This is a genomic window from Erwinia sp. E602, from assembly GCF_018141005.1.
Classification (GTDB): Bacteria; Pseudomonadota; Gammaproteobacteria; order Enterobacterales; family Enterobacteriaceae; genus Erwinia.
Map to the genome: position 1 here is coordinate 333,353 of NZ_CP046582.1, position 12,078 is coordinate 345,430.

Here is a 12,078-nt window from a genome sequence, read left to right on the forward strand (position 1 = left end):
GATCAGAACAGCTCGTGGCTTTCGCCGTTATCAATAAGCGTGGTACCGGTGTCGTGCACGGAGTATTCGGTGGGCTGGGTGCCCTCGATAAAGTACTCCTGGCGGGTGTTGCCGCCACCGTTGGCCAGCTTACCGGTGCCGCGGTCGATATTCACCGTCACCACGCCCTGCGGCGGCGTCAGTGGCTCTAGCGGTACGCCATCCAGCGCGCTTTTCATATAATCATCCCACGCCGGCTGAGCACTCTTGGCCCCGCCTTCGTAGCCGGAGATCTGCTCCTTGATCGCCCCTGACGCAGTGGTGCGCCCCAGATCGCGGCGGTGGTCGTCAAAACCAATCCACACCGAGGTCACCACGCCAGGGCCGTAGCCGGAGAACCAGGCGTCCTTCGAGCTGTTGGTGGTGCCTGTTTTGCCGCCGATATCGTTGCGTTTCAGCTCCTTGCCGGCACGCCAGCCGGTGCCCATCCAGCCCGGCTCGCCGAAGATGTTCGAGTTCAGCGCGCTTTTGATCAGGAACGACAGCGGGGTGTTGATCACGTGTGGCGCATACTGCTGCTCACCGTCCTGCTGCACCTGCTGCTGAGTGACTTCGCCCAGCTGCGGCTGCGGTACGGCAAAGTTGGTTTTCTCCTGCGATACCGCCACGTTTTCCACGCTGTCTTCACTCAGCGCCACCGCTTTTTGGGTCTCGCCGTAAATCACCGGCAGATTGCACTGCGGGCAGGCGATTTTCGGTTTGACCTCAAAGACCTTGTCACCCTGCTCGTTCTCAATGCGGGTAATAAAGTACGGATCGACCAGGAAACCGCCGTTGGCCATCACCGAATATCCGCGCACCATCTGCAGCGGGGTGAAGGAGGCCGAGCCCAGCGCCAGCGATTCGGTATGCACGATATTTTCCGCCGGGAAGCCGAAGCGTTGCAGATACTCAGCGGCATAGTCGACGCCCATGGCGCGCATGGCGCGCACCATCACCACGTTTTTCGACTCACCCAGCCCCTGGCGCAGGCGGATTGGCCCGGCGTAGGTGTTCGGTGAGTTTTTCGGCCGCCAGTCGGCACCGGCACCGGCATCCCAGCGCGAGATCGGCACGTCGTTGAGGATCGAGGCCAGCGTCAGGCCGCGATCCATCGCTGCGGTATACAGGAAGGGTTTGATGTTCGAACCGACCTGACGCAGCGCCTGGGTGGCGCGGTTAAATTTGCTGAGGTTGAAGTCGAAGCCGCCGACCAGCGCGCGCACGGCACCGTCGTTGGGATCGAGCGACACCAGCGAGGAGTTGACGTCCGGCACCTGGGCGAGCTGCCAGGCGTTATCCACCTGGCGTAGCCAGATCTGCTGGCCGGGTTGCAGCACCTGGCTCACGGAGCGTGGTGTGGCGCCCTGCAGCGTATCCGACTTAAACGGACGCGCCCAGCGGACGGCCGCCAGATCGAGGCTGACGATGCTGCCGTCACGCAGCGTGGCGCTGGCCTGCTCGCTGCTCGCCTGGGTGACCACCGCCGGATTAAGCGGGCCATAGACCGGCAGCGCTCTCAGGGTCTTCACGATCTCCGTATGGCCCCAGGCCGGCTGGCTGGCCTGCCACAGCACGCTGGCCGGGCCGCGGTAGCCGTGGCGCATATCGTAGGCGATCACGTTGTTCTGTACCGCGTCCTGCGCGGCCAGCTGCAGCTTGCGGGTGACGGTGGTGTAAACCTTGTAGCCGTCGTTGTAGGCGTCTTCACCGTAACGCTTAACCATCTCCTGGCGCACCATTTCGGTCAGATACGCGGCGCCGAAGGCGATCTCCGGCGTGTGGTAGTTAGCGACCAGCGGCGTGTTACGCGCATCATCATACTGTGACTGGGTGATGTACTGCTGGTCCAGCATGCGCGCCAGCACCGTATTACGGCGCTGCACCGCCCGGGTATGGGAGTAGAGCGGGTTAAAGGTCGACGGCGCTTTCGGCAGGCCGGCAATCATCGCCATTTCGCTCAGCGACAGCTCATCGACGTTTTTACCGAAGTAGACCTGCGCCGCCGCGCCCACGCCATAGGCGCGGTAGCCGAGGTAGATCTTGTTCAGGTACAGCTCAAGGATCTCATCTTTGCTCATCGTCTGTTCGATACGAATCGCCAGGAAGGCTTCCTTGATTTTGCGCGTCAGCGTTTTTTCGGGGCTGAGGAAGAAGTTCCTCGCCAGCTGCTGGGTGATGGTACTGGCACCCTGCGAGGCGTGCCCTGACATCAGCGCAATGCTGGCCGCACGGAAAATGCCGATCGGATCGACGCCGTGGTGCTCATAAAAGCGGCTGTCTTCGGTGGCAATAAAGGCCTTCACCAGCTGCGGCGGCATCTGCTGCAGCGTCAGGGGGATACGGCGTTTCTCACCGTACTGGGCGATCAGCTCGTTGTCTGCGCTGAACACCTGCATCGGCGTCTGCAGACGCACATCTTTCAGCGTGGCGACGTCGGGTAGCTGCGGCTCTATGTATTTGTATAAACCATAGATCGAGCCTGCTCCCAGCAAAATGCAACACACTGCAAGGATCAATAAATACTTTACGAACTTCACCTGATATTTCCCATTTAAAGTCGATTGGGCAGTTTATAAACAATCGCGCGGTAGTATAAAGGCTAGCCAGTAGCTTGGATACGTCCTTTTAAAACTGACGATAAGGAGATCGCCGCATGGCTCTTCAGATATGGCAGATCGGGCTGGATATTCAAAACGGGCAGCTGTGTGCCCTTGCCGTTCAGCAACGCCGCAACGGCTGGCAGCTCCGCCACTGGTGGCAACACGACCTGCCGCAAGATACGTTAAGAAATGGCCTCATGCAACGTCCGGACATCGTTAGCGCGCTGTTGCAGCGCTGGCGTCGGCTGTTGCCGGGCCGCTTTTCGCTACGGGTGGGGTTCCCGCCACATCCGGTAATGCAGCGCCCGCTGAGCCTGCCGGCGATGCGCCTGCACGAACCCGATCGCCACCGCTATATCACCGCGGCGGCGCGTCAGCTGTTCCCGATCGAGCCGGAGGCGCTGGCGCTGGATTACCGCTCTGCGGCCGCCGGGCAACTGATGCTGACCGCCACCCGCCAGGAAGCGTTACACAGCTGGGTCAGTTGTCTGCAGCAGGCCGGCCTGGTGCCGCAGGTGCTGGAACTGACCCCCGGTGCACTCGGCGTGCTGGCCGCTACCCTGAACCTTGACCCTCACGCCACGCTGGTACACCGCACCAGCGATCACTGGCTGTGGTATGCACCGCAGCATGCAGAGCAGCCGTGGGGATGGTGTGCGCTGGAGGAGGCGGCAGACTTTGGCAGCCTGCGTCTGAGTAAGCTGCCGGCGGCGGGTGAGATCTGGTACAGCTCGGCGCTGGCGGAGCCGCCGCCGCCGGGCACCCTGGCGCTGTCTCCGCTGCAGACGATGCGCTTCTGGCAGCCGCCGTTACCTGCCTGTGCCGGTGCTTTTTCGCTGGCGATCGGGCTGGCGCTGCGCCCGGAGGATCGCTGATGGTGCCGGTCAATTTGCTGCCGTGGCGCACGCAGCGCCTGCGGCGGCAGTGGCGGCGCTGGTGTCTGCTGCTGTTGGTGGCTCTGCCGTTGTTGAGTGCCCTGCCGGGTCTGTGGCTGCAGTGGCAGCATCAGCTTAACCGCCAGCAGAAGGCGCTGTTGGCAACCTGCGTCGAGGCGCAGCGGCTGGCCGCCGCACTGCAGGCGCGCACGCAGGCCGTTTTGCAGCCGCTGAACGCTCTGCAACTGCAGCGCCTGCAGCAGCAGCAGCGGCTGCAACGGCTTCTGCAGTGGCGGGATGTTGCAGAACGGATAGCGCAGGTCATTCCTGCCGGGGTGTGGCTGAGCGAGCTGAAAACAGGCACCGCTGGCGTGCAGCTGCAAGGTGCCAGCCGTGGCGTTGCGGGCGTGCACAGGTTCCGTGACCGTCTCGGGCAGCTGAGCTGGGTGCAGCAGGTCACGTCCGGCAGCGTGGTGCGTAACGCAGAGGACGAGGTGCATTTCAGCCTGCAGGTTCATTTGCGTCAACCGGTGCCCCCGTGATTCAGGACTGCCGGCTGGGCGGGCTGCAGGAGAACCCTCATGACCCGGGCTTATCTGTCCGGCTGACGACAGAACGAGCGACAGTGACGTATTTTTTGCCGGTTTGCAGGCGACAGGGAGAACACGCATGACTCAACGTTATCTGCTCAGGTGGCTGCAGGCCGCGTGGTGGCTGAAAACCGCCAGCGTGCTGGCGCTGGTGGCTGTGCTGGCGGCGCTGGGGTGGCTGTGGGGAGCCAGACCGGCGCTGCAGCAGGCTGACCAGCTGGCACACCAGCAGCGTCAGGCGCTGCTGCGTTACCGTTTGCAGTTGCAACAGCTGCAAAAAATACCGGCGCTGAGCACGCTTCGCGCCAGGCTAGAGCAACTGCAGGCGGCTGGCGAGGCACGGCGCGACTTCTCCCTGCCGGCACTGCTGAGTGAAAGCGGCGCGCGGCTGCAGCACTGGCAGCCCGGCCCACAGGGCGGGGAGCTGGCGCTGACGCTGCAGTGGCCGCAGTTTATCCGGCTGCTGGATTACCTGACCACGCTGCGGCCGACGGTGTCGATCGTACGGCTTTCGCTGCACGGTAACGCTGAGGCACTGCGTCTGCTGCTGACGCTGGTGACGGAGCCGGATGTCGGGGGCGCGCGATGATCACGCGTTACCGCCGGCTGAAGGTGCCGCTCAGAGCGGCTACCACGATCTGTCGGCTGCCTGATGGGCTTTGTGCAGCCATATGGCGCTGTCGGCTGCCTGATGGGCTTTGTGCAGCCATATCGCGCTGTAGGCTGCTTAACAGGCTTTGTGCGGCTGTACCACGCTGCCCACTTCTTAAGGTGCGTGGAGCGACCTTCATACTCTCCCTGCTGCTGCCGGGGCCGTTACTGGCCGGGGAGGGGGTGACTCTGCGTGACCCTTTTGCCCCGCCGGCGCTGGCCCGCTGTGAGCTGCAGGCCGCCGAACGGCTGAGCTGGCAACTGCAGGGGGTGATTGGCCAGCCGGGCGAGTTTCATGCCTGGCTGGTGGCCCCGCCGGCCACCCGGCTGCGGCTGCGGGCCGGTGAAACTCTGCCGGGGACCCGCTGGCAGGTAGTGGAGATTGCCCGGTTCAGCATCACGCTGGGCGCAGACAACGGCTGCCCGCCGCCGCTGAGGCTGGCACTCAAGGAGAGAAACCGTGGACAGACTACCAATCCCACTGCTGCTGCTGGCGCTCAGCGGTCCGGCGCTGGCTGAACCTGAACGTACGCCGTTGGCTGAGCCTGTGCTGCTGGCTGACCGCCCTCCGGTAGCTGAGCGGACGCTGCCAGCTGAACGCAGGCCGCAGGCCGGGCGCGTGCCGCTGTCGCTTAACTTTGATGATGCGCCGGTGGGCCAGGTGCTGCAGGCGCTGGCCGACTACCAGCAGCTTAACCTGATGCTGGCACCCGGCGTGGAGGGGCGCATCAGCCTGCGCCTGGAGGGGGTGCCCTGGCGTCAGGCGTTGCAACTGGTACTGAAGCTGGGGCGGCTGAGCCTGGAACAGCAGGGCAACGTGATGCTGATCTATCCCCCCGGCCGGCAGCAGGAGAAGCAGCGTGAGGCCGAGCAGCAACGGGAAGATCGCGAGCGCCGTATGCCGCTGCAGACGCTGAACCTGACGCTGCAGCATGCCGATGCCAGCGTGGTCAATGCCAGCCTGCAGAGTGAACGTGCGCAGTTGATGACGCCACGCGGGTCGGTAACGCTGGATACCCGTACCAACACGCTGCTGCTGCGCGACACGGCGCAGGCGTTAGAGCAGACCGGCCGCTGGTTGCGCTCGCTTGACGTGCCGCTACAGCAGATCGAGCTGGCCGCGCAGATTGTTACCCTGAGTGAAGAGAGCCTGCGTGAGCTTGGCGTTAACTGGGGGCTGGGCGGCGAGCCGCCGGTCGCTGACGCCCTGCGTGCCAGCCAGCTGCGCGTTGACCTCGGTGTGGCGCGGCCCGCGGCGGCGGCCGGTTTTACCCTCGCACGGCTGAACGGCCGCCTGCTGGAGCTGGAGCTCAGCGCGCTGGAGCGTGAGCATCAGGCGGATATCATCGCCAGCCCGCGCCTGTTTACTTCGCACCAGCAGACGGCCAGCATTAAGCAGGGCACTGAGATCCCGTATGAAGTGGCGACCGGTAACAGCGGCTCGACCACCATGGAGTTTAAAGAGGCGGTGCTGGGCATGGAGGTGACCCCGGCGGTGCAGGCCAACGGACGTATTTTGCTGAAGCTGCACATCACGCAGAACGTGCCCGGGCGCACGATGCGCAGCGGTGACAGCGAGGTGCTGACCATCGATAAACAGGAGATCACCACCCAGGTGACGCTGAAGGATGGCCAGACGCTGGCGCTGGGCGGTATTTTCCAGCAGGAGAGCGCTGCCGGCCGGAGAGCGGTACCGTTGCTCGGGGATATTCCACTGCTGGGCGCCCTGTTCCGGCACGGTGTTCGTGAGCAGAAAAGGCGAGAATTGGTGATCTTCATCACACCAAGGCTGATCCGCAGCGATTAATGCGAATTTTGAACCAAACTGAAGCACCAGCATGTTTTTTCCGGAATTGGTAACGGTTACGTTTGACGCAAGGGCGGAATTAGCTTACAAGGTTTAGCGATTTTGAATTACGGGCCAGCGGCCCATTAGCGTATGCATTTTAACCGTTTTTTATCGTGCGCAACCGGCGTAGCCGCTGCAACCACATCCGGCTGATAAATGAAGCGGACTGAAACGCGCGACAGTTCTGTGTGCAATGGGCAAGGTAAATTTAATCGGTTGCCAAAACACCTTCAGTGTTGAGATAATTTTTAGTCTGACTCTCGCACTATCGCTCATGAGGTTTCAGTTCATGTCCTGCCTGGTTTAGGGTGGGGTATCATCAACGAATTGTCTTAGTTATATCGAAAAAATGGCAGAGAAACGCAATATCTTTCTGGTTGGGCCTATGGGTGCCGGCAAAAGCACTATTGGGCGTCAATTAGCTCAGCAACTCAATATGGAATTTTTCGATTCCGATCAAGAAATTGAGCGACGTACCGGAGCGGATGTGGGCTGGGTTTTCGACGTTGAAGGCGAAGACGGCTTCCGCGACCGCGAAGAAAAAATCATTAACGAACTCACTGAAAAACAGGGCATTGTGCTGGCGACAGGTGGCGGTTCCGTCAAGTCTCGCGAAACGCGCAACCGTCTTTCCGCTCGTGGCGTGGTGGTCTATCTTGAAACGACCATCGAAAAGCAGCTGGCACGTACTCAGCGCGATAAAAAGCGTCCGTTGCTGCAGGTGGCCTCTCCGCCACGTGAAGTGCTGGAAGCCTTAGCTGACGAACGCAACCCGCTGTATGAAGAGATTGCTGACGTTACCATCCGCACCGACGATCAGAGTGCGAAAGTGGTCGCTAATCAGATTATCAATATGCTGGAGAAGAGCTGATAACGCTCTGATGCCCTGTCCTGGGCAGCGCACAAAAGGTGATATGGCGTCATGGAGAGGATTACAGTAACGCTGGGGGAGCGCAGTTACCCCATTACTATCGCCGCCGGATTGTTTAACGACCCGGCTTCATTCTGGCCACTGAAGGCAGGCGATCAGGTTATGCTGGTGACCAACCAGACCCTGGCTCCTCTCTATCTGGACGTTGTGCGCGCACGCCTTGAAGGTGCCGGCGTGCTGGTCGACAGCGTGATCCTGCCCGACGGTGAACAGCATAAGACGCTGGCCGTGATGGACCAGGTGTTTACCGCGCTGCTGTCTAAACCCCACGGCCGTGATACCACGCTGGTCGCGCTGGGTGGTGGAGTGATCGGTGATTTAACCGGTTTTGCTGCCGCCAGCTATCAGCGCGGCGTGCGCTTTATTCAGGTCCCCACCACGCTGTTATCACAGGTGGATTCCTCCGTTGGCGGTAAAACCGGCGTGAACCATGCGCTGGGTAAAAACATGATCGGGGCGTTTTATCAACCGGCCTCGGTTATTATCGATCTCGACTGCCTGAAAACGCTGCCGAAGCGCGAGCTGGCCTCTGGCCTGGCGGAAGTGATTAAGTACGGCATCATCCTCGACGGCGAGTTTTTCAGCTGGCTGGAACAGCATATCGACGATCTGCTGGCGCTGGATGCTGGCGCAATGGCTTACTGCATCCGCCGCTGCTGCGAACTGAAAGCGGAAGTGGTGGCGGCCGATGAGCATGAGCGTGGGCAACGCGCGCTGCTTAATCTGGGCCATACTTACGGTCATGCGATCGAAACCTTTATGGGTTACGGCAACTGGCTGCACGGTGAAGCCGTGGCGGCCGGTATGGTGATGGCCGCGCGTAACGCACAGCGCCTGGGTCAGTTCACTGCCGAAGACGTGGCAAGGGTTATTGCGCTGCTGCAGCGTGCCGGATTACCGGTACATGGCCCGGAAAGCATGGCTCCCGCCGACTATTTACCACTGATGATGCGTGATAAAAAAGTGATCGGCGGTAAACTGCGTCTGGTCCTGCCGTTAAAGGTAGGCCAGGCCGAAGTGCGTAGTGATGTGCCACATGATATGGTGCTGGCTTCTGTTCAGGATTGTCTGAAGCCGTGATATCCACCCGCGCTCTGCCGCGGGTTCATCTTCAGATGTTACGGCCGTTCACAGGGTTTGAACGGCTTTGCTGCTCTATGGGAGGAGATTAAATGGACGAGTTTAAACCGGAAGACGAGTTAAAACCTGACACCAGCGATCGCCGACCTACGCGGCCCCGTAAAACGCCTTCCGCTGCGCCAAAGGTACCGGTATCACGTCAGCATATGATGATGGCGATCGGTATCCTGGTGCTGATCCTGCTGGTGGTGGGGATTGGATCGGCGCTGAAGTCGCCCGACAGCAGCACGGCACAGAGTGGCGGCAACACACCGGCCAGCGGCAGCGCAGAGAAAAATATCGACCTTTCTGGCTCCTCGTCGATGAGTGGTTCATCCCCCTCTGCGGCAGCGGCTGAAGGGCAGCCGGTGACCAGCGGCCAGGGCAGCTCGCCACAGGAGCTGAGCGCGCCGCAGATTGCGTCCAGCCCAACCGAAGCGCAGGCACTGCCAACACCGCAAAATCAGCAGCGGGTCGAGCTGCCGGGCGATCTGAATAACGCCCTGAGCAATCAGCAGGGGCAGGTGGATGCGGCAGCCCAGAGCGGCATCGGCGACTCCACCCTGCCGGTGGCTCCGGCTACCGTAGCCGCAGGTGCGGGCAGCCGTGCCCTGGCCGGTAAACCGCTGGCCGGTTCGTCCGTTGGCGCGCAGCAGAGCAGCAAACCTGCGGCGGCGCATAAGCCCAACAGCAAAGCGGCTCACGCTGAAAGCAAACCCCAGTCCACGGCGCGCAGTACGGTTAATCATGCCGCCAGCAGCGCTCCTGCCAGCCGCAGCACCGGCACCAGTGCAGGCAGCAACACCGCCAGCAGAAGCCCGGTGGCCTCAGGCGGTTCAACGCCTGGCGGGAATTTCACCCTGCAGCTGAGCAGCGCATCCCGTTCAGATACGCTGAACGCCTGGGCAAGAAAGCAGAATCTCAACGGCTACCATGTCTATCAGACCACGCGTAACGGTCAGCCGTGGTACGTGCTGGTCAGTGGTTCTTATGCCACCTCTGCCGATGCCAAACGCGCTGTCGCGACATTACCTGCTGAAGTCCGGGCGCAGAACCCCTGGGTGAAGCCGGTCAGCCAGGTGAAAAAAGAAGCCGGAAAATAATTCTCCGCCGGGGCAACCCGGCGATTACTGAAGTGTGTGAGCGTGCCGCAGGCACGTGGACAGTTCTGAGCGCAGATATGCTGTCGGTGTAACCACAGCCTGATGAGTAAAAATAATTAACGACGGCATGAAAAAAAATCGCGCTTTTTTGAAGTGGGCAGGAGGGAAGTATCCCCTACTGGACGACATCCGTCGCCATCTGCCGGAAGGGGACTGTCTGATCGAGCCGTTTGTCGGTGCCGGGTCGGTCTTTCTCAATACGCAGTATCCGCGCTATCTTCTGGCTGATATCAACAGCGACCTGATTAACCTCTATAACATCGTTAAAGACCGCACCGACGAGTTTGTCGGCGACGCACGTGCACTGTTTACCCCGGAAGTGAATGATTCGGAGGTGTACTATGCCCTGCGGCGGGAGTTCAACCTCAGCCGTGATTCATACCGGCGTGCGTTGCTGTTCCTGTACCTGAATCGCCACTGCTACAACGGCCTGTGCCGTTATAACCTGAGCGGCGAGTTCAACGTGCCTTTCGGTCGTTATCGTAAGCCTTATTTCCCGGAAGAGGAGCTTTACGGCTTTGCTGAACGGGCGCAGAAGGCGATCTTTGTCTGTGAATCCTACGATGCTACCCTGACCAAGGCGCTGCCGGGCACGGTGGTCTACTGCGATCCGCCGTACGCGCCGCTGTCCGCCACCGCCAATTTTACGGCCTACCACACCAACAGTTTCAGCCTGCGCGAGCAGCAGCATCTGGCCGAGCTGGCGATGACGCTGGCGAGTGAGAGCGTTACGGTGCTGATCTCCAACCATGACACGCCGCTGACGCGTGAGTGGTATCATCAGGCGAAACTGCACGAAATTAAGGTGCGACGCTCGATCAGCCGCAGCGGCACCACGCGTAGTAAGGTGAGTGAGCTTCTGGCGCTGTACAGCGGCGTCGGTAAAAAACCATGAAGTGATTTGGGAGAAACGAATGAAAAAGTTTTTAATTGCCCCATCGATTCTGGCCGCAGATTTTGCCCGCCTGGGTGAAGACACGGCGAAGGCGCTTGCCGCTGGCGGTGACGTGGTGCATTTCGACGTAATGGATAACCACTACGTGCCCAACCTCACTATGGGGCCAATGGTGCTGAAAGCGCTGCGCGATTATGGCATTACCGCGCCGATCGACGTGCACCTGATGGTCAAACCCGTTGACCGTCTGGTGCCGGACTTCGCTAAAGCTGGTGCCAGCTATATCACCTTCCACCCTGAAGCCTCTGAACACGTTGACCGTACGCTGCAGCTGATTAAAGAGCACGGCTGTAAAGCGGGCCTGGTGCTGAACCCGGCGACGCCGCTGAGCATTCTCGACTATGTGATGGACAAGCTGGATGTGATCCTGCTGATGTCGGTCAACCCGGGCTTTGGCGGCCAGTCGTTTATCCCCGGCACCCTCGACAAACTGCGCCAGGTGCGCAAGCTGATCGACCAGAGCGGCTTTGATATTCGCCTGGAAGTGGATGGCGGCGTGAAGGTCGATAATATCGCTGAGATCGCAGCGGCGGGTGCCGATATGTTTGTCGCCGGTTCGGCCATTTTTGGTCATCCTGACTACAAGAAAGTGATCGACGAAATGCGTACCGAACTGGAGAAATCTCATCATGGCGCGTTTCACTAAACCTCGCGCGCTGGCGTTTGATCTTGACGGTACGCTGACCGACAGCGCGCCGGGCCTGGCGGCCGCGGTGGACGCGGCTTTAACCGAGCTGGATTTGCCGGTGGCCGGCCTCGAACGGGTGGCCACCTGGATTGGTAACGGCGCCGACGTGCTGATTGAACGTGCGCTGACCTGGGCGCAGGGCCATGCACCGCAGCCTGAATACCTGCGCGAGGCGCGCCTGCTGCTGGACCAGCACTACGCACAGAGCATAAACAGCGGCAGCCTGCTCTATCCGCAGGTGCGCGAGACGCTGGCCGTGCTGGCGGCACACAACCTGCCGATGGCGCTGGTCACCAACAAACCCACGCCGTTTGTCGCGCCGCTGCTGGCGTCCCTCGGCATCGCCGGCTACTTCTCGCTGATCATCGGCGGTGATGATGTGCCGGTGAAAAAGCCGCACCCGGCGCCGCTGTTTATGGTGCTGGGTCATTTTGGCCTGCTGCCCGCGGAATTGCTGTTTGTCGGCGACTCGCGCAATGATATTCTGGCGGCGCAGGCGGCGGGATGTCCCTGCATCGGTATGACCTACGGCTACAACCACGGTGAGCCGATCGCCACCAGCCAGCCGGACCTCACGCTCGATCACTTTAACGATTTATTGCCCGCACTCGGGCTGCCATTATCAGGATGACTATC

The 12,078-nt window shown here is 61.0% G+C and carries 12 protein-coding genes; 11 read left to right on the forward strand and 1 reads right to left on the reverse strand.

The window, feature by feature from the left end; genetic code table 11:
- Positions 1 to 2: 2 nt before the first annotated feature.
- On the reverse strand, positions 3 to 2,558 hold the full coding sequence (mrcA, locus tag GKQ23_RS02840; protein ID WP_212409728.1) for a peptidoglycan glycosyltransferase/peptidoglycan DD-transpeptidase MrcA: 2,556 nt from the start codon (positions 2,556 to 2,558) through the stop codon (positions 3 to 5).
- A 116-nt stretch (positions 2,559 to 2,674) separates the two neighbouring features.
- Between mrcA and pilM the strand changes: the two genes are divergently transcribed.
- The 11 genes from pilM to GKQ23_RS02895 all read left to right on the forward strand — a co-directional run bounded on the left by pilM (position 2,675) and on the right by GKQ23_RS02895 (position 12,073).
- Positions 2,675 to 3,496, forward strand: a complete 822-nt coding sequence (pilM, locus tag GKQ23_RS02845; RefSeq protein ID WP_212409729.1) for a type IV pilus biogenesis protein PilM — start codon at positions 2,675 to 2,677, stop codon at positions 3,494 to 3,496.
- Entirely contained in the window at positions 3,496 to 4,038 is a 543-nt protein-coding gene (locus GKQ23_RS02850; protein WP_212409730.1) for a PilN domain-containing protein, read from the forward strand. The genes pilM and GKQ23_RS02850 overlap by 1 nt, the downstream gene beginning before the upstream one ends.
- Positions 4,039 to 4,165: 127 nt before the next feature.
- Entirely contained in the window at positions 4,166 to 4,675 is a 510-nt protein-coding gene (locus tag GKQ23_RS02855) for a hypothetical protein (RefSeq protein WP_212409731.1), read from the forward strand.
- A 182-nt stretch (positions 4,676 to 4,857) separates the two neighbouring features.
- Positions 4,858 to 5,256 (forward strand): HofP DNA utilization family protein, encoded by a 399-nt coding sequence (locus GKQ23_RS02860; RefSeq protein WP_212409732.1) that lies wholly within the window; start codon positions 4,858 to 4,860, stop codon positions 5,254 to 5,256.
- A 67-nt stretch (positions 5,257 to 5,323) separates the two neighbouring features.
- Positions 5,324 to 6,544 carry a DNA uptake porin HofQ gene (gene hofQ, locus GKQ23_RS02865; RefSeq protein WP_212411532.1) on the forward strand — a complete coding sequence of 407 codons (1,221 nt, stop codon included), beginning with the start codon at positions 5,324 to 5,326 and terminating at the stop codon, positions 6,542 to 6,544.
- Between the two features lie 391 nt (positions 6,545 to 6,935).
- A complete protein-coding gene (gene aroK, locus GKQ23_RS02870; protein ID WP_056232534.1) occupies positions 6,936 to 7,457 on the forward strand; it encodes a shikimate kinase AroK in 522 nt (173 codons plus the stop codon).
- A 51-nt stretch (positions 7,458 to 7,508) separates the two neighbouring features.
- Positions 7,509 to 8,597, forward strand: coding sequence for a 3-dehydroquinate synthase (aroB, locus tag GKQ23_RS02875; RefSeq protein ID WP_056232532.1), 1,089 nt, complete (start codon positions 7,509 to 7,511; stop codon positions 8,595 to 8,597).
- Between the two features lie 92 nt (positions 8,598 to 8,689).
- Positions 8,690 to 9,739 (forward strand): SPOR domain-containing protein, encoded by a 1,050-nt coding sequence (locus GKQ23_RS02880; protein WP_212409733.1) that lies wholly within the window; start codon positions 8,690 to 8,692, stop codon positions 9,737 to 9,739.
- A gap of 127 nt (positions 9,740 to 9,866) precedes the next feature.
- A complete protein-coding gene (dam, locus tag GKQ23_RS02885) occupies positions 9,867 to 10,694 on the forward strand; it encodes an adenine-specific DNA-methyltransferase (RefSeq protein WP_056232527.1) in 828 nt (275 codons plus the stop codon).
- Positions 10,695 to 10,713: 19 nt separating this feature from the next.
- The gene (gene rpe / locus GKQ23_RS02890; RefSeq protein ID WP_056232525.1) at positions 10,714 to 11,400 is read left to right on the forward strand and encodes a ribulose-phosphate 3-epimerase; all 687 of its coding nucleotides are present in this window, start codon (positions 10,714 to 10,716) and stop codon (positions 11,398 to 11,400) included.
- Entirely contained in the window at positions 11,384 to 12,073 is a 690-nt protein-coding gene (locus GKQ23_RS02895; protein ID WP_212409734.1) for a phosphoglycolate phosphatase, read from the forward strand. Before rpe ends, GKQ23_RS02895 begins: the two co-directional genes overlap by 17 nt.
- The last annotated feature ends 5 nt before the right edge of the window (positions 12,074 to 12,078 follow it).

Coding starts and splice junctions, on each gene's coding strand:
- pilM (WP_212409729.1), top strand. CDS start 2,675: ATGGCTCTTCAGATATGGCAGATCGGGCTGGATATTCAAAACGGGCAG.
- GKQ23_RS02850 (WP_212409730.1), top strand. CDS start 3,496: ATGGTGCCGGTCAATTTGCTGCCGTGGCGCACGCAGCGCCTGCGGCGG.
- GKQ23_RS02855 (WP_212409731.1), top strand. CDS start 4,166: ATGACTCAACGTTATCTGCTCAGGTGGCTGCAGGCCGCGTGGTGGCTG.
- aroK (WP_056232534.1), top strand. CDS start 6,936: ATGGCAGAGAAACGCAATATCTTTCTGGTTGGGCCTATGGGTGCCGGC.
- aroB (WP_056232532.1), top strand. CDS start 7,509: ATGGAGAGGATTACAGTAACGCTGGGGGAGCGCAGTTACCCCATTACT.
- GKQ23_RS02880 (WP_212409733.1), top strand. CDS start 8,690: ATGGACGAGTTTAAACCGGAAGACGAGTTAAAACCTGACACCAGCGAT.
- dam (WP_056232527.1), top strand. CDS start 9,867: ATGAAAAAAAATCGCGCTTTTTTGAAGTGGGCAGGAGGGAAGTATCCC.
- rpe (WP_056232525.1), top strand. CDS start 10,714: ATGAAAAAGTTTTTAATTGCCCCATCGATTCTGGCCGCAGATTTTGCC.
- GKQ23_RS02895 (WP_212409734.1), top strand. CDS start 11,384: ATGGCGCGTTTCACTAAACCTCGCGCGCTGGCGTTTGATCTTGACGGT.